The 24,994-nt window shown below is 58.5% G+C and carries 25 protein-coding genes; 18 read left to right on the plus strand and 7 right to left on the minus strand.

The window, feature by feature from the left end; all coding sequences use genetic code 11:
• The first annotated feature begins 1 nt into the window (after nucleotide 1).
• From BAR1_RS13000 to BAR1_RS13010, 3 genes are all read left to right on the plus strand, one after another.
• Nucleotides 2-1,075, plus strand: a complete 1,074-nt coding sequence (locus BAR1_RS13000; protein WP_118943412.1) for a BMP family ABC transporter substrate-binding protein — start codon at nucleotides 2-4, stop codon at nucleotides 1,073-1,075.
• A gap of 97 nt (nucleotides 1,076-1,172) precedes the next feature.
• Nucleotides 1,173-2,108: an aldo/keto reductase gene (locus BAR1_RS13005; protein WP_118943413.1), complete on the plus strand. Its 936-nt coding sequence runs from the start codon at nucleotides 1,173-1,175 to the stop codon at nucleotides 2,106-2,108.
• The gene (locus BAR1_RS13010) at nucleotides 2,105-3,178 is read left to right on the plus strand and encodes an NAD(P)/FAD-dependent oxidoreductase (protein ID WP_118943414.1); all 1,074 of its coding nucleotides are present in this window, start codon (nucleotides 2,105-2,107) and stop codon (nucleotides 3,176-3,178) included. Before BAR1_RS13005 ends, BAR1_RS13010 begins: the two co-directional genes overlap by 4 nt.
• Here the strand turns inward: BAR1_RS13010 and BAR1_RS13015 are convergent.
• Nucleotides 3,175-3,606: a DUF6789 family protein gene (locus tag BAR1_RS13015; protein ID WP_118943415.1), complete on the minus strand. Its 432-nt coding sequence runs from the start codon at nucleotides 3,604-3,606 to the stop codon at nucleotides 3,175-3,177. The genes BAR1_RS13010 and BAR1_RS13015 overlap by 4 nt on opposite strands.
• A 271-nt stretch (nucleotides 3,607-3,877) precedes the next feature.
• On the opposite strand from BAR1_RS13015, the gene BAR1_RS13020 reads away from it, so the two are divergent.
• Together BAR1_RS13020 and BAR1_RS13025 are read left to right on the plus strand one after the other, a co-directional pair.
• Complete coding sequence (locus tag BAR1_RS13020) at nucleotides 3,878-4,225, plus strand: carboxymuconolactone decarboxylase family protein (RefSeq protein WP_118943416.1); 348 nt, start codon at nucleotides 3,878-3,880, stop codon at nucleotides 4,223-4,225.
• A 78-nt stretch (nucleotides 4,226-4,303) separates the two neighbouring features.
• Entirely contained in the window at nucleotides 4,304-4,789 is a 486-nt protein-coding gene (locus tag BAR1_RS13025) for an EF-hand domain-containing protein (protein ID WP_118943417.1), read from the plus strand.
• 33 nt (nucleotides 4,790-4,822) lie between these two features.
• Here BAR1_RS13025 and BAR1_RS13030 read toward each other — a convergent pair whose 3' ends face one another.
• Entirely contained in the window at nucleotides 4,823-5,188 is a 366-nt protein-coding gene (locus BAR1_RS13030) for a hypothetical protein (protein ID WP_118943418.1), read from the minus strand.
• A gap of 115 nt (nucleotides 5,189-5,303) precedes the next feature.
• The gene (locus BAR1_RS13035) at nucleotides 5,304-7,793 is read right to left on the minus strand and encodes a GcvT family protein (protein ID WP_118944480.1); all 2,490 of its coding nucleotides are present in this window, start codon (nucleotides 7,791-7,793) and stop codon (nucleotides 5,304-5,306) included.
• Between the two features lie 177 nt (nucleotides 7,794-7,970).
• Here BAR1_RS13035 and BAR1_RS13040 point away from each other — a divergent pair, with 177 nt between their 5' ends.
• Both BAR1_RS13040 and BAR1_RS13045 read left to right on the plus strand, forming a co-directional pair.
• Nucleotides 7,971-8,915 carry a DnaJ C-terminal domain-containing protein gene (locus tag BAR1_RS13040; protein ID WP_118943419.1) on the plus strand — a complete coding sequence of 315 codons (945 nt, stop codon included), beginning with the start codon at nucleotides 7,971-7,973 and terminating at the stop codon, nucleotides 8,913-8,915.
• On the plus strand, nucleotides 8,912-9,241 hold the full coding sequence (locus tag BAR1_RS13045; RefSeq protein WP_118943420.1) for a MerR family transcriptional regulator: 330 nt from the start codon (nucleotides 8,912-8,914) through the stop codon (nucleotides 9,239-9,241). The genes BAR1_RS13040 and BAR1_RS13045 overlap by 4 nt, the downstream gene beginning before the upstream one ends.
• Nucleotides 9,242-9,435: 194 nt before the next feature.
• Here the strand turns inward: BAR1_RS13045 and BAR1_RS13050 are convergent, their stop codons facing one another.
• Nucleotides 9,436-10,332 (minus strand): helix-turn-helix domain-containing protein, encoded by an 897-nt coding sequence (locus BAR1_RS13050; RefSeq protein WP_118943421.1) that lies wholly within the window; start codon nucleotides 10,330-10,332, stop codon nucleotides 9,436-9,438.
• A gap of 233 nt (nucleotides 10,333-10,565) precedes the next feature.
• Between BAR1_RS13050 and BAR1_RS13055 the strand changes: the two genes are divergently transcribed.
• The 9 genes from BAR1_RS13055 to BAR1_RS13095 all read left to right on the plus strand — a co-directional run bounded on the left by BAR1_RS13055 (nucleotide 10,566) and on the right by BAR1_RS13095 (nucleotide 19,978).
• Nucleotides 10,566-10,943 (plus strand): helix-turn-helix domain-containing protein, encoded by a 378-nt coding sequence (locus tag BAR1_RS13055; protein WP_118943422.1) that lies wholly within the window; start codon nucleotides 10,566-10,568, stop codon nucleotides 10,941-10,943.
• A 315-nt stretch (nucleotides 10,944-11,258) separates the two neighbouring features.
• The gene (locus BAR1_RS13060) at nucleotides 11,259-12,542 is read left to right on the plus strand and encodes an ABC transporter substrate-binding protein (protein ID WP_118943423.1); all 1,284 of its coding nucleotides are present in this window, start codon (nucleotides 11,259-11,261) and stop codon (nucleotides 12,540-12,542) included.
• A gap of 62 nt (nucleotides 12,543-12,604) precedes the next feature.
• Nucleotides 12,605-13,531: a branched-chain amino acid ABC transporter permease gene (locus BAR1_RS13065; RefSeq protein ID WP_118943424.1), complete on the plus strand. Its 927-nt coding sequence runs from the start codon at nucleotides 12,605-12,607 to the stop codon at nucleotides 13,529-13,531.
• Entirely contained in the window at nucleotides 13,528-14,463 is a 936-nt protein-coding gene (locus BAR1_RS13070; RefSeq protein ID WP_118943425.1) for a branched-chain amino acid ABC transporter permease, read from the plus strand. Before BAR1_RS13065 ends, BAR1_RS13070 begins: the two co-directional genes overlap by 4 nt.
• The gene (locus BAR1_RS13075) at nucleotides 14,460-15,170 is read left to right on the plus strand and encodes an ABC transporter ATP-binding protein (RefSeq protein WP_228408860.1); all 711 of its coding nucleotides are present in this window, start codon (nucleotides 14,460-14,462) and stop codon (nucleotides 15,168-15,170) included. Before BAR1_RS13070 ends, BAR1_RS13075 begins: the two co-directional genes overlap by 4 nt.
• Nucleotides 15,170-15,865, plus strand: a complete 696-nt coding sequence (locus tag BAR1_RS13080) for an ABC transporter ATP-binding protein (RefSeq protein WP_118944481.1) — start codon at nucleotides 15,170-15,172, stop codon at nucleotides 15,863-15,865. The genes BAR1_RS13075 and BAR1_RS13080 overlap by 1 nt, the downstream gene beginning before the upstream one ends.
• Nucleotides 15,866-15,976: 111 nt before the next feature.
• Complete coding sequence (locus tag BAR1_RS13085; RefSeq protein ID WP_118943427.1) at nucleotides 15,977-16,903, plus strand: CehA/McbA family metallohydrolase; 927 nt, start codon at nucleotides 15,977-15,979, stop codon at nucleotides 16,901-16,903.
• A gap of 24 nt (nucleotides 16,904-16,927) precedes the next feature.
• Nucleotides 16,928-18,574, plus strand: coding sequence for a sulfatase-like hydrolase/transferase (locus BAR1_RS13090; RefSeq protein WP_118943428.1), 1,647 nt, complete (start codon nucleotides 16,928-16,930; stop codon nucleotides 18,572-18,574).
• Between the two features lie 3 nt (nucleotides 18,575-18,577).
• On the plus strand, nucleotides 18,578-19,978 hold the full coding sequence (locus BAR1_RS13095) for an FAD-binding oxidoreductase (RefSeq protein WP_118943429.1): 1,401 nt from the start codon (nucleotides 18,578-18,580) through the stop codon (nucleotides 19,976-19,978).
• Between the two features lie 335 nt (nucleotides 19,979-20,313).
• Here BAR1_RS13095 and rpmB read toward each other — a convergent pair whose 3' ends face one another.
• On the minus strand, nucleotides 20,314-20,601 hold the full coding sequence (rpmB, locus tag BAR1_RS13100; RefSeq protein WP_118943430.1) for a 50S ribosomal protein L28: 288 nt from the start codon (nucleotides 20,599-20,601) through the stop codon (nucleotides 20,314-20,316).
• A gap of 171 nt (nucleotides 20,602-20,772) precedes the next feature.
• Nucleotides 20,773-22,605, minus strand: coding sequence for an ABC transporter ATP-binding protein (locus BAR1_RS13105; protein ID WP_118943431.1), 1,833 nt, complete (start codon nucleotides 22,603-22,605; stop codon nucleotides 20,773-20,775).
• A gap of 267 nt (nucleotides 22,606-22,872) precedes the next feature.
• Here BAR1_RS13105 and BAR1_RS13110 point away from each other — a divergent pair, with 267 nt between their 5' ends.
• Nucleotides 22,873-23,718 (plus strand): tellurite resistance TerB family protein, encoded by an 846-nt coding sequence (locus tag BAR1_RS13110; RefSeq protein WP_118943432.1) that lies wholly within the window; start codon nucleotides 22,873-22,875, stop codon nucleotides 23,716-23,718.
• Between the two features lie 16 nt (nucleotides 23,719-23,734).
• On the opposite strand, the gene meaB is transcribed toward BAR1_RS13110, so the two are convergent.
• Nucleotides 23,735-24,703: a methylmalonyl Co-A mutase-associated GTPase MeaB gene (meaB, locus tag BAR1_RS13115; protein ID WP_118943433.1), complete on the minus strand. Its 969-nt coding sequence runs from the start codon at nucleotides 24,701-24,703 to the stop codon at nucleotides 23,735-23,737.
• 117 nt (nucleotides 24,704-24,820) lie between these two features.
• Between meaB and BAR1_RS18040 the strand changes: the two genes are divergently transcribed.
• A complete protein-coding gene (locus tag BAR1_RS18040; protein ID WP_162891786.1) occupies nucleotides 24,821-24,961 on the plus strand; it encodes a hypothetical protein in 141 nt (46 codons plus the stop codon).
• Nucleotides 24,962-24,994: the final 33 nt, after the last annotated feature.

Consider the following 24,994-nt stretch of genomic DNA (forward strand, 5'->3'; position numbering starts at 1 on the left):
CATGGTATCATTCAAATCCATTCTGACGGGGGCTGTACTGGCTCTTGGCCTTTCGACGGCGGCTTTTGCCGAAGAAAAACTGAAAGTCGGCTTTATCTACGTCGGCCCGACCGGCGATTTCGGCTGGACTTACCAGCATGACCAGGGCCGCCAGGCGATCGAAAAGGAATTGGGCGACGCTGTCGAAACCACCTATGTCGAAAGCGTTCCAGAAGGGGCCGATGCCGAACGCGTTCTGACGCAAATGGCGCTGTCGGGCACCAAGCTGATCTACGCCACATCCTTTGGTTATATGGACGCGGTGCAGAATGTGGCCGCCAAATTCCCCGATGTGCGGTTTGAACATGCCACTGGTTACAAACAGGCCGATAACGTCGCCACATACTCGGCCCGTTTCTATGAAGGGCGCGCCGTGATCGGTACCATCGCCGGACGCATGACCAAAACCAACAAGATCGGCTATATCGCATCCTTCCCGATCCCCGAAGTTATCCGTGGCATCAACTCGGCCTATATCCACGCCAAAAAGGTGAACCCGGATGTCGAGTTCAAGGTGGTTTGGGTCTACACATGGTTTGACCCCGCCAAAGAGGCTGACGCGGCCACCGCGCTGATCGAACAGGGTGTTGATGTAATCATGCAGCATACCGATTCCCCTGCCGCCATGACCATTGCCGAAGAAAAAGGCATCTATGCATTCGGTCAGGCCTCGGACATGTCGAAATTCGGCCCCACAGCACAGCTGACAGCCATCATTGACGACTGGGACCCCTACTATGTTGCCCGCACCAAAGCCGTCATCGACGGCACATGGACATCCGGCAACACCTGGGACGGCATGAAAGAAGGCATGGTTGTTCTGGCACCGTTCTCGGATTCGCTTCCTGATGACGTCAAGGCCGAGGCACAGGCACTGGCCGACAGCATCGCCGCTGGCACCTACCATCCGTTCACCGGCCCGCTGAACAAGCAGGACGGCAGCGCATGGCTGGCAGACGGTGAAGTTGCCGATGACGGCACTTTGGCCGGCATGGGTTTCTACGTTGAAGGGATTGAGGGCGAAATTCCCAACTAGGCGCCAATCGCCCTGCCCTTGTGGCAGGGAAAATATTGCAAAGGTCCAGCCCCGGCTGGGCCTTTTCCTTTTGGTCAGACCATGGCACAACTTGGCTATGGAAAACCAGTTGATCAGCCCAAACGGCACCCCGTCATCCAGATACTGCTTTGGCACCATGCAATTTGGCGGCCGCGCCGATGCCGCGCAAAGCCGTGCCATGTATGACGCCAGCCGCGCCGCCGGTATCACCTTCTTTGACACCGCCTTTGCCTATACAGACGGCGCATCGGAAACCCTGCTAGGGGAATTCGCAGCCCCCGAACGCGATGCATTGGTTATCGCAACCAAATGCGATTTTTCCGGCCCCAGCACAGCGGAGAACATCAACCGCAGTCTGGACACCAGCCGCACACGTTTGGGCATGGATTTCATCGACGTTTTCTATCTGCATCGCTGGGACGGGGAAACCCCGCTGGAACGCTCGTTCGATGCCCTCGCCACCCTGCAACAACACGGCAAAATAGGCGCAATCGGTGTGTCCAACTTTTCCGCATGGCAGGTGATGAAGGCCCAGGCTGTCGCCAAAACATTCGGTACCCGCATCGACATTCTGCAACCGATGTACAATCTGGTGAAACGGCAGGTCGAAGTCGAAATCCTGCCCATGGCCGTGTCCGAAGGGTTCATGGTTGCCCCCTATTCGCCGCTTGGTGGCGGGTTGCTGACCGGCAAGTATACGACAGGAACCAAGGGGCGCCTGTCCGAAGACAAAGGCTATGCCGTGCGCTATGGCCCCGACTGGATGCATAAGGCGGCCAAACAGCTTGCCACCATTGCCCGGCGCGAGGGGATCCATCCGGCAACATTGGCCGTGGCGTGGGTGGCCCAAAACCCGGCCATCACCGCTCCGATCATCAGCGCCCGCACCATAGAGCAATTGCAGCCCTCGCTGGCGGCACTGACCTACCGGATGCCCGCTGAATTATACACCGAGATCACCGCCCTTTCGCCCACACCACCTCCTGCAACAGACAGGCTCGACGACGTATGAAAACCGACATTCTGATCATCGGCGGCGGTATCGCCGGTCTTTCCGCGGCGGCTGCCTTGGCACCGCAGGCAACAGTCACTTTGCTGGAAGCCGAAGACGCGCTTGGCTATCATGCCTCGGGCCGCTCGGCCGCGATGTTCCTGAAGGATTACGGCAACGACGTGGTGCGCGCCCTGAACTACGCCAGTGCGGACCATCACGAGGCCGCCGGTATCCTGTCCCGGCGCGGCATGATGATGGTCGCCCGCCCGCATGAACGCGATGATTTCGTGGCCGAGGCCACCCATTTCAACATGCAGGAAATCGGCATGGATCAGGCCCGCGCCCATGTGCCGATCCTGAACCCAAAAACCAGCGCCTATGCCGCCTACCGCGCCGATGCGCATGATCTGGACGCCGACCGCCTGTTGCAAAGCTATACCGCGCAGGCGCGGCGTGATGACGTTAACATCGTGCAAAAAGCACAGGCCACAGCTATCAGCAAAACAGCGAATGTCTGGCAGGTGCAGGCCGGTGCGGAAACCTACCACGCCAGCATCCTGATCAACGCCGCTGGCGCATGGGTTGACGAAATCGCCCGCCTTTCCGGTATCGCGCCGCTGGGGTTTCAACCCTACCGCCGTTCAATGGCCCGCATCCCGGCCCCCGGCGGACATGATGTTTCAACGTGGCCGTTTCTGGACGGGGTAAATGAACGCTGGTACGCAAAACCGGACGCGGGCAAGTGGATCGTTTCACCCTCCGACGAAGACCCCGTGGACCCGCATGACGCATGGGCCGACGATATGGTTCTGGCCGAAGGGCTGGCCCGTTACGAGGAAATGGTCACCCAACCCGTCACGCGACTTGAAACATCCTGGGCGGGCTTGCGCACCTTTTCCCCCGACCGTGCATTGGTGATCGGGGCGGATGTGTCTGATCCGACATTTTACTGGCTGGGCGGTCAGGGCGGATATGGCTTTCAAACCGCCCCCGCCGCCAGCCGCCTGATTGCCGATCTGGTCACAGGGCAGGCACCGGAAATCGGCGCCGATATCGCCCGCGCCCTATCGCCGTCACGGTTTTCCTAGGTCTTGCGCATCGGGCCGTGACCGGCAACCGCGCCCAGAATACCGCCATACAGCAGATGCGCCACCAGCGAGGCAATCACCGCCATCATGCCACCAACGTTGCTCATCAACACGCCCGCACCGGCAATCGGCATCACCACCACAACGGCCAGTAACCACAGTGCAACGCCGTAAACCAGCCCGCGCACAAACGGTGTGCCACCTATCAGGTGATAGAACACCAGCACATACAGCAGCGGAAAAACAACAACCCCCAGCAATACATGAACCATCATCCCTGCAGTCCAGCTGCCAAACAATCCACCCAGCAATGCGGCTGCATCAATCGACATTCCACCCACCATAGGCACCAGATATTGCATCACTAAAGAGGCCGCGAAACAGCCAATCAATCCGCCCAGAAAGGCCCTGACATTTGTCGGTTTCATATCGAAATTCCCTGTTTTATTGCTATTCCCACTAGGGTGCACAGCCATAGGCTGTAAAACAACACATTCTTTTTACGACATTTAGTTGTGTGACCTTACGTCAAGCAGCCCACCGCAAACCCTTGATTTCACCCAAAAAGTGCGGATGGGGTTTTAGCAGACAAACCATGGCTTACCCGTGCCAATTCACCACAGCCCCACTTGATCAATGTCAAAGACCACCCTTTTGATCCGGTCCAAACCCAGCAAACCAAAAACAAGGAACAGGACAATGGACTGGAAAGAAAACAGCCGCGATATGCGGGCGAAAATTCGCGAAATGAACAAACTGATCCCCGAAACCGCTGCCGGTTTTTCCACCCTTAGCAAAGCCGTCAAGGACAACGGCACACTGGATGTGAAAACCAAGGAATTTCTTGCACTGGCAATTTCGATTTCCGAACGCTGCGATCCCTGTATCGGCTTTCACGTCGAGGCCTTGATCCGCGCCGGCGGCACCCGCGAGGAGCTGGCCGATGTGCTGGCAATGAACATCCAGATGGGGGGCGGTCCGGCCCTGATGTATGCCGCCAAGGCACTGGAAGTATGGGACCAGATGGCGAAAAAACAGGAAACCTGATTTTTCGCGACGGAAAATCGGCGGGGGTGCGTATAACCTTAACTAATTCAATAATCCGAATGTGAAAAGGACAACAAAATGAAACGCATCCCCCTACTGATTGCCGCTATCGCCCTTGGTTCTGTGGCTTACGCCCAGCAAACCGTGCCCGGTGGCCATTTCATCGAAAACTGGGATTTCAACGAGGACGGTCAGGTCACCAAAGAAGAGGCCGTAGAACGGCGCGGCGACATTTTCACTACATTCGACGAAAACGATGACGGCATCCTGTCGGCCAGCGATTACGCCGCGTTTGACGAAGCCCGCGCCGCCGATCACGAATCCATGCAGCAAGGTGGCGGCATGGGTCAAGGCAAGGGAATGGGTCAGGGCCGTGGTATGGGCAAAGGCGGTGGTGAATACGGTCGTGGCGAAGGTATGACCATGCAATTCAACGATGTGAACGGCGACGGTCAGGTCAGCCGGGAAGAATTCATGGGCCGCACCGATGACTGGTACGCGATGATGGACAAAAACGGCGACGGCACCATCACCGCCGATGATTTCGGTCGCGGCAACAACTGATAACATGTTCAGGCTGGTCCTGCCCTTGATTGGTCAGGACCGGTCTTTACCGTAAAGGGCGCGATTACGAACCAGCATTACAAGACCGTAAACAGCAAATAATACCCCCATAGTGGTCGATAACGTGCTCCGCCCAATACCATAGTAAAACCCCGACCCAATAAAAATCGCCCCCATTGCCAGAACAAACAAAGGCGCAATCAACGCGTTCTTTGGCGCGGCATTGTAAATTTCGGCGCTTTTTGTTGTGATCTGGTTCAGACTTGTCACCTTGTCCTCATGTACGCCTTTACAGGCCAGCCCGTGTCCAAGATCAGCAGCACAGTCATGGCACAGCCCCTTGCCGCAGGCCTTGCACAAACCAACAGCATTTTGATCGTCATGGTTATAGCATTGCATAGCGGTTCTCCGGCTCACAGGTTGTTTGGCAACGTTTATGGCATTAAAAACCGGTTGCGGCCAGTCACGATGCCCAACGCGCAGGACAGGATATGCCGGCCATGCGCATCAAGCCTCAGCCATCCACTCTTATGCTTTCGTTTTTCGGATCATACGGGCTGTCCTCGACCACCACCGCATCCCACAACTCGCGGAACATGCGCACCTTCAGTTTTGTGCCAACCTTGGTCAGTTCCGGCGGCACATAGCCCATGCCGATGGATTTTCCAAAAGCCACCGAATAGCCACCAGATGTCAGACGCCCGACGCGTTTGCCATCATGGATCAATGCCTCGCGGCCCCACGGGTCGGCATCCTGCGGCCCGTCGATCAACAGGGTGACACATTTGCTGCGGACACCTGTGGCCAACATCGCGTCTTTGCCCTGATAGTCCTTGTCCATATTCACGAAACGCGGCAAATCGGCCTCGAGTGGCGTTGCATCGCGGCCCAGTTCGGTGCCGAACGCACGATAGGATTTTTCCTGCCGCAACCAGTTCTGCGCCCGCGCCCCGACCAGTTTCAACCCGTATTCCTCGCCTGCTTTCATGATCAGATCGAACAGATAGTTCTGCATCTCGATCGGGTGGTGCAGCTCCCAGCCCAGCTCACCGGTATAGGCCACGCGGATCGCGTTGACCGGACACATGCCCAGTTCGATCTGTTTGGCCGACAGCCAGGGAAAGCGTTTGTTGGACAGGGCGGTATCCGGCTCGGCATCGCTGATGATTTTCTTAAGCACATCGCGCGATTTGGGACCGGCGATGGCGAACACACCATATTGCGTGGTGACGTTCTGGATTTCGATATAGCCGAATTCACCGGCCTTGTCGGCGGCACATTTGCGCAGGTAATCGGCGTCATATTCGGTCCACGCACCGGCCGAGACCAGATAGTATTCGTCCTCGCCCTCGCGCACGATGGTGTATTCGGTGCGGGTGGTGCCCGCCGGTGTCAGCGCATAGGTCAGGTTGATGCGGCCCACGCGGGGCAGCTTGTTACAGGTGAACCAGTCCAAAAAGGCCGTCGCCCCCGGCCCTTTGACGCGGTGTTTTGTAAAGGCGGTGGCGTCGATCAGACCGACGTTTTCGCGGATCGCCCTGGCCTCGTCCACCGCATATTGCCACCAGCCGCCACGCCTGAACGAGCGCGCGTCATGGTCGCTAAACCCTTCGGGCGCGAAATAGTTCGGGCGCTCCCAGCCATTCACGCAACCGAACTGCGCGCCAGCCGCTTTCATCCGGTCATAGCAAGGCGCGGTGCGCAAGGGGCGACAGGCGGGGCGTTCTTCGTCGGGGTGGTGCAGGATGTAGACGTGTTCGTAACATTCTTCGTTTTTGCGGGCACCGTATTCGGTGGTCATCCAGTCGCCGTAACGCTTGGGGTCCAGCGACGCCATGTCGATCTCGGCCTCTCCATCCACCATCATCTGCGCCAGATAATACCCCGTGCCACCGGCGGCGGTGATGCCGAAGGAAAACCCTTCGGCCAGCCACATGTTGCGCAGGCCCGGGGCCGGACCGACCAGCGGATTGCCGTCGGGGGTGTAGCAGATCGGACCGTTGAAATCATCCTTCAGGCCCGAGTTTTCACAGGACGGAATCCGGTGGATCATCGCCAGATACTGTTCCTCGATCCGGTCCAGATCCAGCGGGAACAAATCGGCGCGGAAACTGTCGGGCACGCCATATTCAAACCGCGCGGGCGCGCCTTTTTCATAGATGCCCAGAATCCAGCCGCCGCGTTCCTCGCGCACATAACTTTGCGCATCGGCATCGCGGATAACGGGGTGTTCGGGGTGGTCCTTGCGGAATTCGACCAATGCGGGATCCTGCTCCATCACGATGAACTGGTGTTCCACCACAATGGCCGGAATCTTGATGCCCAGCAGTTTCGCGGTGCGCTGCGCGTGGTTGCCCGTGGCCGTCACCACATGTTCCGCCGTGATCACCACCTGTTCGTCAGAGGGCACCAGATTGCCGCCCTTTTCCACCATCTTGGTGCAGGTCACTTCCCAGGCTTCACCGTTCCAGTGATAGGCATCCACCTGCATCTTGCGGATAATTTCAACGCCCCGCTGGCGCGCGCCCTTGGCCATCGCCATGGTCACATCGGCGGGGTTAATATAGCCGTCGGTATTGTGATACAGCGCACCCTTCAGATCGTCGGTGCGGATCAGTGGCCAGCGTTCTTTGATCTGTTCGGGCGTCAGCCATTCAAACGGCACATCGCAGGTTTCGGCAGTGGACGCATAAAGCATATATTCATTCATGCGTTCCTGTGTCTGCGCCATCCGCAGGTTGCCCACCACAGCAAAACCGGCATTCAGACCGGTTTCTTCCTCGAGCGATTTATAAAACTCGACCGAGTATTTATGGATATGGGTGGTGGCATAGGACATGTTGAACAGCGGCAGCAGGCCGGCGGCGTGCCATGTAGACCCGCTTGTCAGCTCGTCACGCTCCAGCAGGACCACATCGTCCCAACCCGCCTTGGCCAGATGATAGGCAATCGCGGTGCCAACAGCCCCGCCCCCGACAACCAATGCTTTGACTTGCGTTTTCATAGCCGACTCTCCACCGAATTCTTGTTGCACTGAACATGCCGCATCGCGCGTGCGCGGGTCAAACGGCAGCCGACCCTTACCAGCCAAAAACGACATCGAAAAACGTCATTTCCACCTTTATTCCTGCCGCAGCGTGCCTATATTCAATGCAACACCAGAATTTTGGAGCATACGCCGATGAGCAACGACCCATATAGCGCACTCGGCCTCAAGAAATCCGCGACAGACGCAGAGATCAAAAAGGCCTATCGCAAGATCGCGCGCACACACCACCCGGACCTGAATCCGGGCGACAGCACCGCCGAAGCCAAATTCAAGGCCGCCTCGATGGCCTATGACCTGTTGAAAGACCCCGAACAACGCCGCCGTTTCGATGCGGGCGAAATTGATGCAACAGGGGCCGAAAAACAGCCTGAACGCAAATTCTATCGCGATTACGCCGAACAGCCGGGGCATGGCTATGGCAACACCCACGGCTACGAGGATTTCGGCGATATGTCCGATATCTTTGCCGACATCCTTCGCCAACGGCAGGCCCAAGGTGGGGCTGGCGGGGCCGGTGCAGGCTTTGGCGGCCGAGGGTTTGACGCCCGTGGTGCCGATGCCCGCTACATGCTCGAGGTCGATTTCATGGATGCCGTAAAGGGCGGCAAGAAACGCATCACCCTGCCATCGGGTGATAACCTCGAGGTCAAAATCCCCGAAGGCACCCGCGACGGGCAAACCATCCGCCTGCGCGGCAAAGGGGGCGAAGGATACGGCAAAGGGCCGCGTGGCGACGCCTATGTCACCATCAACGTGCGCCCGCACAAGGTCTTCAAACGCGAAGGCGACGATATCCACATCACCCTGCCGATCACCATTGACGAGGCCGTTCTGGGTGGCAAGGTGCCCACCCCGACCATCCACGGCACCGTAAACCTGACCATCCCCAAAGGCGCCAGTTCCGGCCAAACCCTGCGCCTGCGCGGCAAAGGGGTTAAACGTGGCAGCAAGAAGGGCGATCAAAAGGTCGAGCTGCAAATCAAGATGCCGCCCAACGTCGATGCCGATCTGGAAAAGTTCATGCAGGACTGGCGCAAGGACCACGCCTATGATCCGCGGAAAGGAATGACATCATGACCCGTTTTTATTCCGAAGAACAGGTGATCACCACCATCACCCGCCTGACCCCGTCGCGCCTGACCACCTATGTGCAGCATGAATTCCTGAGCCCCGCGCAATCGGAAAGCGGACCGGTTTACACAGCCGCCGATCTGGCGCGGATCGAACTGATCTGCGATCTGGACGAACAGTTTGATCTGCAAGGGGATGCGCTCGGGGTGGTTCTATCATTGATTGACCAGCTGCACGGGGTACGCTCGGAACTGCGGCGTGTGATGACCGCAATCGAGGCCCAGCCCGAGGATTTGCGCGGCCGGATCATTGCCGCCCTGAAGGAAATATAGCCGGGGAATCGCGAAATTGCGTCCCCGTTTTCTAGCGGGGACGCATTCATAACCATGAATGCGTGAACTCGCCGGCAACCTTTTCTATTTCAGGTTTCTTGATCTGGCAGCAATCCGCTCATGCAGTTTGTTGCAAATACGCTGTGAATTCACTCGCCTCGTGATTGTTTACCCTCCGACATTTCCCACGTGGGTCAGGTGCTTGTTTCGCCCAATTCAGCCGCTGAAATGTTCATAACCAGTTCATCCGGCATAGACCTTGCCACAGACGGATCAAGACCGGGAATATCAATATTGTGGGTCCGGTCCACCAGAACTGCCAGCGCAAAACTGCCGTCCGGGAAATGGCACCCCATCAATAGGCGTTGAAAACTGGCAGGTATCAGATTTTCACCTGTTTCGTCTGCCAAATCAGAATGGATATGATCAAGCCGGACACACCCACGTGCCTGTACATCCTGAAACGGCTGCGCCATCAGGGTCGCATAACCTGCACCCCCGGGCAAATCCGCAACTCCACGGCCGACACTGCTTCTTTCCCAACTCCAGCCATACCATGTTGCATAGGATGATTTGCTTCCAATTTCGACGCAAATCCAGTCATCGTCATGCTTGCGGAAAACCATTAAATATGGGCGGATCGGCTCGAACTCGGGGCTTTCTATGTCCCCTTTTGCCTTGGCCCAGCATTGAAATCCACTTTGAAGTAATGGCGAACCATTCTGCCACAACTTATCCAAAGAATGCTGTTGTAGATAATACCGAGGCTCGCCGCTGTCACCATCAAAGGCCATTTGCAACAGGCCATCGCCCTGCCCTGTATGGTTATCCAGCCAGGCTTCGCTGCGCGTCAATAATTCATTGGCCTCTTTCAGTGAACGCTTCCCGGCATCGGTTAGAAAATACTGGCGTTCTTCTAGCCGGAACAACGCTTCACCTTTGCGTTCTTCCAGCAAACTGATGTGGCGCCGTACAGTTTGCCGGGTGCTGCCCAGTTCGCGCACTGCTTTTGACAGATTCAGGGTGCGGGCTAGCACTGTATATGATCGCAGTAATTCAAACAGAATTGCCTGACTTGAGGATCGACCCATTACCTAGTTTTCACACCCTTTTTCTTTATTCGTAATACAAAACACCGTTTTGCAAAGCGCAGTAAGGTGATAATCGCTTAAGTAGAAGCTTCGCAAGACGTACAAATAGAGATGGTAAACTTATCACCCATCACCGGTAAAAACGAGATATGATTTGAATGATAAGTAACGAATTGATAGAAACGCAAAATCCGTATTTCCCCCTTAGCGAGAAACAACACGGAAGAATCAATATGCCACATCCAGTCGATATCCATGTCGGGCAACGCATCAAGGAAATCCGCACAGTGCGCGGCCTGACCCAGTCAAACGTTGCCGAACAGCTGGGTATATCATTCCAGCAGCTGCAAAAATATGAAACCGGCGCCAACCGCGTTTCTGCCAGCCGCATGTTCGAGCTGTCCAAATTGCTCAAGGTTTCCCCATCGTTTTTCTTTGAGGGCCTTGAGGGGGAAAGCTATGAAAGCATGCCGGCAATGGATATGGAAACGGCAAGGATCGCCGCGATCCTGTCCAGCATCACCAACCAGAAGCTAAAGCGGCGCATCCACACTTTGATCAGCGAAATCGCCCGCAGTGACACCTCCGGCGCAACCGATGACGCGGCCTGACCTTGTGACCTAGCGACTTGATTATTGCCAGTACCAAATAATGATTGGCGCTGGCAATCATGCCTGAACACCGCGTTTGCAAACGCGCATTGGCACAGCGCCCCAAAACGAAAATATTTCCGCAAACGGCCGTGTTTCTATTGATTGACCCTCGTCAAATTTCTTGACAGGCACCAATAAACTTATTTGTATACGAATTAATTTCTATTGCACCCGCGCCAGAATTCACCGGCGAAAATCCGTGTGCATGTGATACTATTAACGACAGAAGGCTGATAAACGGCCCGTCGAACCAACACTTAGGGAGAATAATAAATGGCGAAGAAAACATTTCCAACCCGCCGCAAGATCCTGACGGGTATGGCGGCTGTAGGGGCGGCCTCGGCGCTGCCCGATGTCACGCGGTTTGCCCACGCGGGTAGCCACAGCGCGCCGATCAAGATCGGCTTTCAGGTGCATCGCACCGGCATTGGTGCCGCCTATGGCCGCTGGTATGAACGCACGACGATGGCCGCAACCAAGGTAATCAATGACGCCGGCGGCATCAATGGTCGCCCCGTTGAAATCGTGGCCGAGGACGACGGCACCGACCCCAAACGCGGTGCCGAGGTGCTGGAAAAATTCGCCAACCAGCATGGCTGCGACATTGCCTATGGCACGCTGTTTTCCCATGTGGTGATCGGATCAGCCCCGCGTGCGGCAGAACTGAAGATGCCTTATTTCGTTGTGTCCGAGGGGCATCATGTGGCCAGCGGCATGTTGAATCGCTACACACTGCAACCGGGCATCACCGATGTGAAAAGCCAGGTACAGGCGATGGCGCCGTTTGTCGCCAGCAATCTGGGGAAAAAGGTGACGATGATCTTCCCCGATTTCGCCTTTGGTCATAACCACCGCGATTTCTTTAGCGCGGCGATCGAGGCACAGGGCGGCGAAGTGGTGGCCAAGCTGGCGATCCCGCCGACCGAAACATCCTTTACCAAATATTTCCCGCAGATCCCGCGCGAAACCGAGGTGATCTATCACGTCATGGTCGGCCCGTCGGTTCTGACTTTCGTCAAGGAAATGGGCGAATTTTTCGGCCCCTCCGCACCGCAAATCTTTGGCTTTATCGATTCGCTCGAGGCGGTTGATTTTGCAACACCGGGTCTGGAATTCCTTGAAGGCACCCATTTCTGGGAAGGCATGCCGCGTTATGCGCAGGCCGATCAGACCGACTACGACAAATTCTACCGCGCTCAGGTCGGTGTGGACAACAATGGTGCATCACTGGATGATCCCAAGGATATTTCCACCTATTCCCATATGTTTGCTTGCTGGGAAACCCTCTATGTGATCAAGCAGGGCATGGAAGCGGCAGGTTACACGGGGCCGCAGGACCGCACCAAGCTGATCGAGGCGGTCGAGGCAATCACCGATATGCCCGAAAGCAACGAGCACCCGCAAGGGGCCAAACTGTTCAACGGCAAAACCCATCAGGTGTTCGGCCCGCAGCATATTTCCAAGGTCGAAGGCGGCAAGCTGGTGGTGCAACACACCACATCGCTTGAGGACGGCTTTTATCCGGACGAGGTGGATTACACCACGCAATCGTTTTAACCTGCGCTGCCCCGGATACGATCCGGGGCCTCACTCTCCAAACAACAATCAGTGATCACTAAATGGAATTCGGCCCCCACCTTATGCTTGCCATGCTCGAAGGTCTGGTGCAGGCCTCTGTCCTGACCCTGACGGCTTTGGGCCTGTCGCTGGTGTTCGGCGTGATGCGCGTGGTCAACGTGGCACATGGCGAATTCTTCATGCTGGGCGCGGTTCTGGCGTGGTGGGTGACCACCATGCTGGGGGGCAATCCGGCGATTGGGTTTGTGGTCGCACTGGTGGTTGCGCCGCTGCTGGTTGGCCTGATGGCCGCCGCTGCCGACTGGCTGGTGCTGCGGCGGGTCGAATATGACCCCGAGCGCACCATCGTTGCCACCATTGGCCTGCTATATATCATCCAGCAAGTCACCCTGATGACCTATGGCCCCGACGCCCATCCGGTCACACCGCCGTTCAACACCCGCCTTGCCCTGCCGTGGTATGAGTTCACCGATCAGGGGTTTCAGGTTTACTGGCCGTGGGGGTTAAGCATCACCAGCTACAAACTGTTCGTGATCGCGGCGGCGATTGTCACCTGTCTGGGCCTGTGGCTGTTGATGGCGCGCAGCAAAATCGGCCTTATCCTGCGGGCAACCCAGCTGGACAGCGAAACCGCGCAGGCCTTCGGCATTCCGGTTGAACGCGTCTTTGCGCTGGTGTTCGGCATGGGCGCGGCACTGGCCGCTTTGGGCGCTGTGCTGGTGGTGCCGATCCAGCAGGCGCATTACCTGATGGGGGGCGATCCGCTGTTGCTGTCGTTCATCGTGGTGATTATCGGCGGGCTGGGATCCTTTCGCGGCACCGTGGTTGCCGCCGTGCTGATCGGCATGAGTGATGGCGTAATCTCGGTCTTTTTCACCCCGACACTGGCAAAAATGCTGGCGACCCTGCTGGTAGCAATGGTGCTGGTTTACCGCCCGCAGGGCCTGTTCGGGGCCAAACCGGCATGACCCGCGCCCTGACCCTGCACCTTGGCCTGATTGCCCTGCTGTTCGCGCTGCAATTCGCCTTGCCGGCCTATCATCACGGCAATCTGGCGCGGATCATGGTGATGGCCACCTTTGCGATGGGCTATAACATCATGTTCGGCTACACGGGGCTGCTCAGCCTTGGCCACGCGATGTTCTTTGCCGCCGGCATGTATGGCATGGGGCTGGCGGTAACGCAGTTGGGTATGCCGGTCGGGCCGGCGTTCCTGATGGGCATTGCCGCCGCTTTCGCCCTGTCGCTGATCGTCGGCCTGCTGGCGCTGCGCACCATCGGGGTGGCGTTTATGATCGTCACGTTGATGTTCTCGCAAACCCTGTTTTTGACCATACTCTATTTCGGCGTGATCACCCGCGGCGACGAAGGGTTCGGTATCAAACAGGCCAGCCGCCAGATCATGGGGCTGGATTTAAGCGATCCGACAATCCGCTATTTCGCCGCCTGGCTGTTGTTTTCAATTGTGCTGATGGGCACGCTCTGGCTGGTGCGCAGCCCCTTGGGCCGCGTGCTGATTGCCATTCGCGAAAACGAGGAACGGGCGAAAATGCTGGGCTATGACACATGGCGCGCCAAACTGTCCGCTGTGCTGATGTCGGGCACGGTTTCGGGCGCGGCGGGGGCGGCCTATGGCGTGTTGTTCGGCTATGTCGGCGCCAGTTTCGCACAAGTGCCCTATTCGATCTTTCCGCTGCTCTGGGTATTGCTGGGCGGGGCGGGCACCGTCATTGGCCCCCTGATTGGCGCGTTGTTCATGTTTTATCTGATTGACCTGTCCAGCGGCGTAACCGACGCCTATATGCTGGTGGTTGGCGTCGCGCTGGTGTTGCTGACCCTGTTCGCGCCCAAGGGGATGATGGGCATGGTCAGGGAAAGGTGGTTGAAATGGCTGCCGTGACCCTGCTGTCCACCCGCGATTTATGCCGCCATTTCGGCGGATTGCGTGCCGTGCGGGATGTGGATTTTGACCTGCCACAGGGTGAAATCCGCGCGTTGATCGGCCCGAACGGGGCAGGGAAAACCACCTTTGTGTCCATGCTGTGCGGGCGGATACCGGCCAGCAGCGGCACAATCACCTTTCAGGGGCAGGACGTGACCCACCTGCCCGCGCACAAGCGCATTTCGCTGGGCATGGCCTATACGTTCCAGATCACCTCGATATTCGGCAACCTGACGGTTTATGAAAACGTCGCCCTTGCGGTGCAACACCGGCTGGGCCGCGACCACGCGGCGCTGAAACGCGAAACCTTGGGTGCGCTGGCCCGTGTGGGGCTTAAGGCGCGCGCAGAACAAGTGGCAGGGGATCTGGCCTATGGCCACCAGCGCCTGCTGGAAATCGCCATGGGGCTGGGGCAGGAGCCGAAATTGCTGATCCTAGATGAACCCACGCAAGGGCTGTCGGACGGCGAGATCGAGGAGTTCATCGCCCTGATCCGCGAGGTTTCCGCCAACACCACCGTGCTGTTGATCGAACACAATATCCCCGTGGTGATGGCGCTGGCCGACACCATCACCGTGCTGAATTTCGGCCGGATCATCGCCGAAGGCACCCCCGCCGAAATCCGTGCCAACATGCATGTGCAAGAGGCCTATCTGGGGGGATGATGCTGGAATTGCACGACATAAACGCCGCTTACGGCAAGGTGCAGGTGCTGCACGGGCTGTCGCTGAATGTGGCCGCAGGGGAAATCCTGTGTCTGCTGGGGCGAAATGGCGCGGGGAAATCCACCACCATGAAAGCGATCATGGGGCTGGTGCCAATCAGCGCCGGATCAATGCAGCTTGAGGGGCACGAGATCACCGGCCTGCCTGCCTACCGCGTGCCCAGACTGGGGATCGGATACATCCCGCAGGGGCGGCGGCTGTTTGCGGAAATGACGGTGGCCGAGAACCTGCAAATCGGCCTGATGACCCGCAGTAAAGGGGCCGGGGTGCGCGAACGGGTGCTGGATATGTTCCCGCGTCTGCGCGAACGCCTGCACCAGCGGGCCGAAACCCTGTCAGGCGGCGAGCAACAGATGCTGGCCACCGCCCGCGCCCTGTGTCTGGAACCCAAAGTGCTGTTGCTGGACGAGCCGACCGAGGGGTTGCAGCCCTCGATGATTTCCCTGATCCGCGATGTGGTGGTGACGCTGAAAGAGGCGGGCGTGGCGATCATACTGGTGGAACAGCGGGTGGATGCGGTGCTGGAAGTGGCGGACCGGATCGTGTTCGTCGAAAACGGCCGCGATGCAATGACAGTGACGCCGGATGATGTACGCGCCGACAAAGGGCTGTTGCAGCGCTTCGTCGGGGTTTAACCCCGCCCATGCCGCTTTCGGCAAAGGAATGTCGTAGACGGGAAAGATGCGTCATATGGCTGTCATCAATCTGGGTTAAATCAACGCGAATCCAGCACAAAGGCCAATCCCATGCCCACTCGTTTCTTCACCGCCCCCGGCCAGTTTTATCGTGGCAACCTGCACACCCATTCCACCCGTTCCGACGGGGCGCTTGAACCGGATCAGGTTTGCCAGCGCTATCAGGACGCCGGTTACGATTTCATCAGCCTGACGGATCATTTCCTTGGCCAATACGGTTACCCGATCACCGACACTTCGGAATTTCGCAACAACGGGTTCACCACCCTGCATGGTGTGGAACTGCATTGCAGCGCAATGGACAATGGCGACATGTGGCATGTGGTGGCCGTTGGCCTGCCCGAGGATTTCACCCCGCCGGATGTGCCGCATTTCCGCTATTTCGACAGCAGCGAAACCATCACCGACCTGACCAACCGCGCAGCGGATGCCGGTGCCTTCATCGCCATCGCCCACCCGCACTGGTCCGGCCTGACCGAGGCCGACGCCCGCCGTATCCCTGCCGCCCATGCAGTGGAAATCTACAACCACGGCTGTGCCATCGAAAATGATCGCGGCGACGGGTTGCTGTCCTGGGACCACATGCTGAACGAAGGCCGCAGGCTGACCTGCATTGCCACCGATGACGCCCATTTCCATACGCCGGATTACTTTGGCGGCTGGGTGATGGTGAAGGCGGCTGAAAACACTCCCGAGGCCCTGTTGGCCGCGCTGAGAGCCGGCACGTTCTATTCCTCGACCGGCCCCGAAATCCACGACATCCGCCTGACACGACTGACGGTCGAGGTGGATTGCTCGAAAGTGCAGACCATTACCGTTGTCGGCAAGGGTATCGCCGCCTCGACCCTTCGCGGCAAGGACATGACCACAGGCTCGATCGCGCTGGACCGTTTCGCCGTCAGCCCGTGGATACGGGTGATGGTGATTGATGATGCCGGAAAAAGAGCATGGAGCAACCCGATCTGGCTTGACCATTAACCTGTTTTCCGGCCCCATGGGCACATGACAAAAAACATCCTGTTCATCATGTTCGACCAGTTGCGGTTCGATTACCTGTCCTGCGCGGGCCATCCACATCTGCACACGCCAAACATCGATCGCATCGCGGAACGCGGCGTGCGCTTCACCCGTGCCTATGTGCAATCCCCCGTTTGCGGCGCTTCGAGGATGAGCACCTATACCGGCCGCTATGCATCAACCCACGGGGCGCAGTATAACGGCTTCCCTCTGCGGGTCGGGGAAATGACACTGGGCGATCATTTGCGCCCGTTGGGCATGGATTGCTGGCTGATTGGCAAAACCCATATGCGGGTTGATGCGGAGGGGATGGAGCGCCTTGGCCTGTCGCCCGACAGCGTGATCGGCGCGCGGCAGGCGGAATGCGGGTTTGATGTCTGGTGCCGTGATGACGGGCTGTGGGCCGAGGGGCCGGACGGGTTTTACGACGAAAACCGCTCGCCCTATAACGAATACCTGAAATCGCGTGGTTACCCCGGCGAAAACCCTTGGGCCGATTTCGCCAATGCCGCAGTCGAGGGCGGCGACATCGCCTCGGGCTGGTTCATGACCAACGCCAACAAGCCTGCCAATATTGCCGAAGAAGACAGCGAAACCCCGTGGCTGACCGGTGAAGCAATCAAGTTCATCGAACAGGCCAAGGGGCCGTGGTGCGCCCACCTGTCCTATATCAAACCGCACTGGCCCTATATCGTCCCCGCCCCCTATCACGACATGTTCGGGCCAAACCATGTGCCCGCCGCTGTGCGCCATGACAGCGAGCGCGACAATCCGCACCCCGTCTATGCGGCCTTCATGAACAACCGCATCGGTCGTGCCTTTTCCCGCGAGGAAGTGCGCCAAAAGGTGATCCCGGCCTATATGGGCCTGATCAAGCAATGCGACGACCAGATGGGCCGCCTGTTCGATTTTCTGGAACGCAACGGGCGGATGCAGGATACGATGATCGTCATCACCTCGGATCATGGTGATTATCTGGGCGATCACTGGCTGGGGGAAAAGGACCTGTTCCACGAACCATCGGTCAAGGTGCCGCTGATCATCTATGAACCCTCGCCCGATGCCGATGCCACCCGTGGCACCACCTGTGATGCGCTGGTGGAATCCATCGACCTGCCAGCCACGTTCATCGAGGTGGCCGGCGGCAAGGTGCCGGACCACATTGTCGAGGGGCGATCACTGCTGCCTTTCCTGCATGGCAAAACCCCAGAAAACTGGCGCGATTACGCGATCAGCGAATATGATTACTCGACCAGCCCGATGGCCGCCGAACTGGACGTTGCCCCCCGCGATGCCCGCCTGTTCATGGTCACCGATCAGCGCTGGAAATTCATCCATGCCGAGGGCGGCTTTCGTCCGATGCTGTTTGATCTGGTGAGCGACCCAAATGAATTTGACGATCTGGGCGACAGCGCCGATCATGCCGACATCATCGCCCTGATGTATGACCGGTTGGGAAAATGGGGCCGCCGCATGTCGCAGCGGGTGACGGTTTCTGATGAGCAGATCAACGCCGCGCGCACCGGCGGCAAACAGGTGGGCATATTGATCGGCGTTTTCGAGCCGGACGAGGTGCCGCCCGCTGCATCCAGCAAATACCGCGGCCCCGTGCCGACCAAGGAAAAGGATTAACCCATGCTGACCCGACTGGCCAAAATCACCGGCACCGCCAATGTGCTGCACGGCGATGATATGCAGGGCTATGCCCGTGACTGGATGGGCAAATACACCGGCCAGCCGCTGGCCGTGGTGCGCCCCGCAGATACCAATCAAGTCAGTGATGTGATGCAATTGGCCAGTGAAACCAAAACCCCCGTGGTGCCCATTTCCGGCAACACCGGCCTTGTCGGCGGCACCTATACGGATGGCGGCATCCTGTTGTCGCTGGAGCGTCTGAACACCATCCGCGAGATCCGCCCCGAGGCCCGCATCGCCATTGTCGAGGCCGGCGTGATCATCGCCAACCTGCATGACGCAGTGGACGAACACGGGCTGATCTTCCCCTTGCTGTTCGGGGCGCGGGGTTCGGCCATGATCGGCGGAGCGCTATCGACCAACGCGGGCGGCTCGAACGTGCTGCGCTATGGCAATACGCGCGCACTGTGTCTGGGGCTTGAGGTGGTTTTGCCCAGCGGCGAAGTGATGAACCTGATGAGCGAACTGCACAAGGACAACGCAGGCTATGACCTGCGCGATCTGTTCATCGGCGCCGAGGGGACGCTGGGCGTGATCACCGCCGCCGTCCTCAAACTGTTCCCCAAACCCGCCGCCTATGCCACCGCGATGGTTGCTGTGCCAAATCTGGCCGGGGCGCTGACCCTGCTGAACCGGCTACAGATGGCATCCGGCGGCGCGGTCGAGGCGTTTGAATATATGCCCGGCAATTACGTTGAAATGTATCAGGCCAGCCACCCCGAAACCCGCCCGCCGTTTGACACCCCGCATGATGTGAACATCCTGATCGAACTGGGCGCCACCGCCCCGCGCGACGTGACACCGGATGAAAACGGAGAAATCCCGCTGACCGCCCTGCTGGAACAGGTGTTGGTTGACATGATGGAACAGGGGCTGGTGCTGGACGCGGTGGTGGCGCAAAACGACACCCAACGCGCCGGAATGTGGACCCGCCGCGAGGCCGCCGCCGAAGTGGTGCTGTCACAAACCCCGCGTATCGACAGCGACATTTGCGTGGCACTGGACAAGGTTGCGCCCTTCCTTGAGCAAATGGACGCACACCTGCAACGGCTGGACAAATCCGCCCGCAACATCTGCGTGGCGCATCTGGGGGATGGCAATATCCATTATTCGGTGCTGCCGTCCTCGGAGTCGCCGGAACTGGCCGACCGGATCACCGAAACAATCGAGGACGTGGTGCAGGGCCTTGGCGGCAGTTTTTCGGCGGAACACGGGGTGGGCCTGTCCAAGAAACCGTCCATGGCGCGGCGCAAGGACAAGGCGGCGCTGGGGGTGATGCGGCAGATCAAAACGGCGCTGGACCCGCTGGGAATTATGAACCCGGGGAAGGTGTTGCCGTGAGATAACATTGGCGGCGTTCAACACAGTGGCAAACAAACCGCCACCTTGGACGGCAAAGCCGGACAGCGCCCGCTCATCAGGCTTACGCGGCCCCACAGGGGCCACGGTCCATCTTCACTCCCCAGAGGAGGGCGCTTTTGCAACCTATCTCCCTGCTATAACGTCAGACCGGTTTCACAGCATTTGCCTTTCTCATCCTTAGCAAGTGCCCACCCAGGGTCGGGCGCTGTCCTCGTTCCCGATTTCACACGCGGGCTGAGATAGGCAACAAACCCCAAAACAAAAAGCCCCGCCAAACGGCAGGGCCTTTTCAATTCATCAAAACCGATCATGGCTTAGGCCGTGGCCTGTGCCTCGGCGATGTCTTTCTTGATCTTCAGCGCCTTGTCCGACAGCTCGACGTCTTTGGCTTTGGCCATGAAGGCGTCCAGACCGCCGCGGTGGTCGACTGTGCGCAGGGCAGCGGCCGAAATCCGCAGTTTGAAAGAGCGACCCAGAACGTCGGACATCAGTGTCACGTCGTTCAGGTTGGGCAGAAACCGGCGACGGGTTCTGTTTTTCGCGTGGCTGACATTGTTGCCAGACATTGGGCCTTTACCGGTCAGTTCGCAACGACGTGCCATTGTTTTCTTCCTTGTCTCAGCGCCAGCCCGAACAATCATTTGCGGTGGGCGGCTCGATAATACAATAGGGCACCGTCATGAGTGAATCATAGCAGTGCCCTGAATTCCGTTTGCGCGGTTTAGGCCCAATCGGTGGGGGCGTCAAGTGATTCACGCGCGCGGATCGGGGAATTATGTATCCAGCCCCAGAAATCCACCCGATTGACGATGCCACAGACCGGCATAGATGCCGTTTTTCGCCAATAACGCCTCGTGCGGGCCATCCTCGACCACGCGGCCCTGATCCAGCACGATGATCCGGTCCATCTGCGCGATGGTTGATAGGCGGTGCGCAATGGCGATCACGGTTTTGCCTTCCATCACACCGTAAAGGGTTTGCTGGATCGCCGCTTCGACTTCGCTGTCCAGCGCCGATGTGGCCTCGTCCAGCACCAGAACGGGCGCGTTTTTCAGGATCACGCGGGCGATGGCGATGCGCTGGCGCTGACCGCCCGACAGTTTCACCCCGCGTTCGCCCACCTGCGCGTCATAGCCGGTGCGCCCGTGCGGGTCGGACAGGTCAAGGATAAACTCATGCGCCTCGGCCCGTTTGGCGGCGGCGATCATCTGGTCCTCGCTTGCGTCGGGGCGACCATACAGGATGTTGTCGCGCACCGAGCGGTGCAACAGCGACGAATCCTGCGTCACCATACCAATGGCCCCGCGCAGGCTGTCCTGCGTCACATGGGCCACATTCTGCCCGTCGATCAGGATTTCCCCCTGCTCGACATCGCGAAACCGCAGCAACAGGTTCACAAGGCTGGATTTCCCCGCGCCCGAGCGCCCGATCAGCCCTACCTTTTGCGCGGGGGGGATGTTCAGCGACACATGATCCAGCCCGCCACTGTCGCGGCCGTAATGGTGCGAGACATCGCGAAATTCAATCCTGCCATCGGAGACCTTCAGCGCAGGGGCTGCCGGTGCATCCACCACGTCATGCGGCACGGCCACAGATTGCAATCCTTCACGGATCACCCCCATCTGTTCGAACATGCGGATGGTCAGCCACATGATCCAGCCGCTCATCCCGTTCAGCCGCACCGTTAACGCCGAAGCCGCCGCGACCTGCCCGACCGATACCTCGCCCCGTGTCCACAGCCAGACAGCCATGCCCAGAACCCCGACAATCAGCGCACCGTTCAGCATATTCAATCCGAACGACATTTTCGTCATCAGACGCACGAATTGCAAAAACCGTATCCGGAAGCGTTTGATCGCGGACAGCGCATAGGTTTCCTCGTTCCCGCCGTGGGCGAACAGTTTCACGCTTTCGATGTTGGAATAGCTGTCTACGATCCGTCCGGTCACCAGCGAACGTGTGTCCGACAGTTTTTCGCTGGCCAAAGCCACCTTGCGCGCCACCGAGCGCACATAAAGCCCATAGGCCACCACCCAGATCGCCAGTGGCATCGCCAGCCGCACATCCATTTGCGACAGGATCAGCAGGGCCGCCGCCACATAGGTCAGCGCATACCAGATGCCCTCGAAAAACATATAGGTCAGGTCTTCGACCGCGACGCGCAATTGCATCACACGGTTGGCCAGCCGTCCGGCAAAGTCGCTTTGGAAGAACCCCAGCGACTGCCCCAACAGGTGCTTGTGCGAACGCCACATCACCTGTGCCTGCATGTTTCCGGCAAAAGCCTGTTCCAGAAACAGCCGGTTCAGGGCAATCGAAAGCGGGCGCAGGAACAGGATGAACAGGGCGGCAAACAACAGTTCAAACCCGTGCGCGGACCAGAATGTTTGCGCCTCGCTGGCGTTCATCAGATCGATCACCCGTCCGGTATAGAAAATCAGCCCGGTTTCGACCATCGCCACCAGCACACCGGTCAGCGCCATCCAGATCATCAGCTTTCTGAACGGGCCGTATTGGCTGCGCAAATAGGGCCACAAGGCCTTGGGCGGCGTCTTTTCATCAAACGGTGCAAAGGGGTCGACAAGGTTTTCAAAGAAACGGAACATGACAGAGGCTCTTGAAATATAGGAAAAACAGGTTTGGATGATCGGGCGGCGAAGGCCAGCCCAACAGGACCGGCGGTTTACGCTCGCGGTAGGGTCCTGAAATAGATCATCGGCATATCCTCGTCATGGTTGTCCGGTGACGCTATCTGATTTGGGCGACTTTGGGAAGGGGGGGTGGTTTTTTGCCTGCAAATGATCCCCGCAGTTGACCCGCACGCACCTGCAACTTAGGGTTTGGCAAGCGTCTATTTGATCAGAAAGTTTTCCATGCGATTTATTGCAATAGCCCTTTTCGCCCTCGCCCTTCAGTTCTGGTTCCCTGCGTCAGCGCAGGCGCGGGGGTTACCGATCGTCTATGGCACGCAGGATTCGCTTGATTTGGTTGCGCAAACCGGACTCGAAGGCCCAGATGGCAAGCCCCTGTCGCTGTGCCATTATTCCAGCAAATATCATGTGTTCTATGTCGGGTTCTGGATGAAATCGCATGGTTATGCTCTGGCGGCCAACGGTTGCGATGGCGACACTTATTATGACATTTCAAAAGCCGATTTCAAAGATGCCCAAAACAGCGGATTGATCCCGGCGGATTTGCCCGCAAAACCCAAAATGACCTTGAACCAGATCGCCAGCGGGTTTGGCGGCTTGGCTTTGGTTGGCCTTGTGATTCTGTTCCTGCTGACAAAGACCGTGGGCAGCGCGCGGCGCAAATCCGCCCGCAAATCCCAAATGGGGCAGATGGCGGCTGTGGCGACACAGATCGTAGATGCGATGTGCCATGCCGCCATTTCGGATGGCGAACTGGATGACAGCGAGGTGGCAACAATTGCCGGGATCACAAAACAGATGATCGGTGAAGAACTGGATGAAGATCGCATTCGTCTGATCATCTCGAAAGCCTCGGCAAAACCCACGGACAATGAATTCAAGGCCTTTGGCGCCGGATTGGGCCCCGTGGAAAAGGAACTGGTGCTAAAGGCTGTGTTTGCCGTGATCGCGGCGGACGGGCAGATCGTGGATTCCGAGCACGAGTTCTTTATCAAAACCACGCAGGCACTGGCCGTGGACGCCGATACGGTTCGGCGGATCGTCGCGGATGTGCGCGACGCACGCTAGGGTCAGACCCTAGCCTCTACAACCCCTGCAACAATTCCCGTGCGGCATTGCTGGCGGTGATTTCGCCCTTGGCCACAGCCTGCCCCAGCTGCTCCAGCCGCGCGCGCACGGCCCCGTTGTTCAATTGTGCAAGCAACCCCAACCGCACCTCGTCCTCGAACCAGTGGCGGGCCTGACGGGCGCGCATGGCGTCCCAGTGGCCGTTTTCCTTGCGCCACTGTGTCAGGGTCTGCATTTCCTCCCACGCGGTTTCCAACCCGTCGCCCGACAGAGCCGACACCAGCATTGCCTTGGGAAAACCGTCAGGATCCTGCGCCCGTTTGCGTAGCAGACGCAGGGCACCGGCGTAATCGGCACAGGTGCGGGTGGCGGCGGGCAGCAGATCGCCGTCGGCCTTGTTGATCAGGATCATATCGGCAATTTCCATGATGCCGCGTTTTACACCCTGCAATTCATCGCCGCCCGCAGGGGCCAGCAGCAGAATGAACAGGTCCGACATATCGGCCACCATGGTTTCAGACTGCCCCACGCCAACGGTTTCGATCAGCACGATGTCGAAACCGGCGGCCTCGCACAGCATCACCGCCTCGCGGGTGCGCCGCGCCACCCCTCCCAGCGCAGTCTGGCTGGGCGAGGGGCGGATAAAGGCGTTCGGATCGCGTGACAGGCGTTCCATGCGGGTTTTGTCCCCCAGAATGGAGCCGCCGGAACGTGTCGAGGACGGATCAACCGCCAGCACCGCCACCCGTTTACCCTGCCCTGTCAGCATTACGCCAAAGGCCTCGATAAAGGTGGATTTGCCCACACCGGGCGTGCCGGACAACCCGATGCGCAGGGCCTGCCGCCCTGCGCCCTTGACCGCCTCGAGCAATTCGACTGCCTGTTCGCGGTGATCGTCGCGCGCACTTTCGATCAGGGTGATGGCACGGGCCAGGGCGCGGCGCTCGCCTTTGATCACGCGGCTTGCAAGGTCTGAAATATCCATAGGCGGCTGCCCTTTTTCTGCCCGTTATCCGATAACAGCGGCCCGATATTGGTTAGCCCGCCGTGTTGGTCGCATCATAAGCCCAAGGCACATGAATAGAAAAGAAGGAACATCGATATGGCACGTTTGAATATGCTGAAAATGGTCGGGCTGATGGTTTTGCTGGCGATTGCGCTCGCACTGCCGAAGGTCCTGCCGCAAGCGGAACGGTCGGTCGAAGGGGCGGCGCAAACACCACATATCACCATCAGCGTTTGATCCGGCGGGGCGTTTGCAGGGCCTCTGGAAACC

Origin of the sequence: Profundibacter amoris (assembly GCF_003544895.1) — a bacterium.
GTDB classification, from domain to species: Bacteria; Pseudomonadota; Alphaproteobacteria; order Rhodobacterales; family Rhodobacteraceae; genus Profundibacter; species Profundibacter amoris.

Bases quoted from the DNA above. Each gene is read 5' to 3' on its own strand.
- BAR1_RS13015 (WP_118943415.1), bottom strand. From the start codon at position 3,606: ATGAAACCGACAAATGTCAGGGCCTTTCTGGGCGGATTGATTGGCTGT.
- BAR1_RS13035 (WP_118944480.1), bottom strand. From the start codon at position 7,793: ATGAAAACGCAAGTCAAAGCATTGGTTGTCGGGGGCGGGGCTGTTGGC.
- BAR1_RS13040 (WP_118943419.1), top strand. From the start codon at position 7,971: ATGAGCAACGACCCATATAGCGCACTCGGCCTCAAGAAATCCGCGACA.
- BAR1_RS13090 (WP_118943428.1), top strand. From the start codon at position 16,928: ATGACAAAAAACATCCTGTTCATCATGTTCGACCAGTTGCGGTTCGAT.
- BAR1_RS13030 (WP_118943418.1), bottom strand. From the start codon at position 5,188: ATGCAATGCTATAACCATGACGATCAAAATGCTGTTGGTTTGTGCAAG.
- BAR1_RS13000 (WP_118943412.1), top strand. From the start codon at position 2: ATGGTATCATTCAAATCCATTCTGACGGGGGCTGTACTGGCTCTTGGC.
- BAR1_RS13080 (WP_118944481.1), top strand. From the start codon at position 15,170: ATGCTGGAATTGCACGACATAAACGCCGCTTACGGCAAGGTGCAGGTG.
- rpmB (WP_118943430.1), bottom strand. From the start codon at position 20,601: ATGGCACGTCGTTGCGAACTGACCGGTAAAGGCCCAATGTCTGGCAAC.
- BAR1_RS13055 (WP_118943422.1), top strand. From the start codon at position 10,566: ATGCCACATCCAGTCGATATCCATGTCGGGCAACGCATCAAGGAAATC.
- BAR1_RS13070 (WP_118943425.1), top strand. From the start codon at position 13,528: ATGACCCGCGCCCTGACCCTGCACCTTGGCCTGATTGCCCTGCTGTTC.
- BAR1_RS13065 (WP_118943424.1), top strand. From the start codon at position 12,605: ATGGAATTCGGCCCCCACCTTATGCTTGCCATGCTCGAAGGTCTGGTG.
- BAR1_RS13105 (WP_118943431.1), bottom strand. From the start codon at position 22,605: ATGTTCCGTTTCTTTGAAAACCTTGTCGACCCCTTTGCACCGTTTGAT.
- BAR1_RS13050 (WP_118943421.1), bottom strand. From the start codon at position 10,332: ATGGGTCGATCCTCAAGTCAGGCAATTCTGTTTGAATTACTGCGATCA.
- BAR1_RS13095 (WP_118943429.1), top strand. From the start codon at position 18,578: ATGCTGACCCGACTGGCCAAAATCACCGGCACCGCCAATGTGCTGCAC.
- BAR1_RS13005 (WP_118943413.1), top strand. From the start codon at position 1,173: ATGGAAAACCAGTTGATCAGCCCAAACGGCACCCCGTCATCCAGATAC.
- BAR1_RS13085 (WP_118943427.1), top strand. From the start codon at position 15,977: ATGCCCACTCGTTTCTTCACCGCCCCCGGCCAGTTTTATCGTGGCAAC.
- meaB (WP_118943433.1), bottom strand. From the start codon at position 24,703: ATGGATATTTCAGACCTTGCAAGCCGCGTGATCAAAGGCGAGCGCCGC.
- BAR1_RS18040 (WP_162891786.1), top strand. From the start codon at position 24,821: ATGGCACGTTTGAATATGCTGAAAATGGTCGGGCTGATGGTTTTGCTG.
- BAR1_RS13045 (WP_118943420.1), top strand. From the start codon at position 8,912: ATGACCCGTTTTTATTCCGAAGAACAGGTGATCACCACCATCACCCGC.
- BAR1_RS13060 (WP_118943423.1), top strand. From the start codon at position 11,259: ATGGCGAAGAAAACATTTCCAACCCGCCGCAAGATCCTGACGGGTATG.
- BAR1_RS13020 (WP_118943416.1), top strand. From the start codon at position 3,878: ATGGACTGGAAAGAAAACAGCCGCGATATGCGGGCGAAAATTCGCGAA.
- BAR1_RS13110 (WP_118943432.1), top strand. From the start codon at position 22,873: ATGCGATTTATTGCAATAGCCCTTTTCGCCCTCGCCCTTCAGTTCTGG.
- BAR1_RS13010 (WP_118943414.1), top strand. From the start codon at position 2,105: ATGAAAACCGACATTCTGATCATCGGCGGCGGTATCGCCGGTCTTTCC.
- BAR1_RS13025 (WP_118943417.1), top strand. From the start codon at position 4,304: ATGAAACGCATCCCCCTACTGATTGCCGCTATCGCCCTTGGTTCTGTG.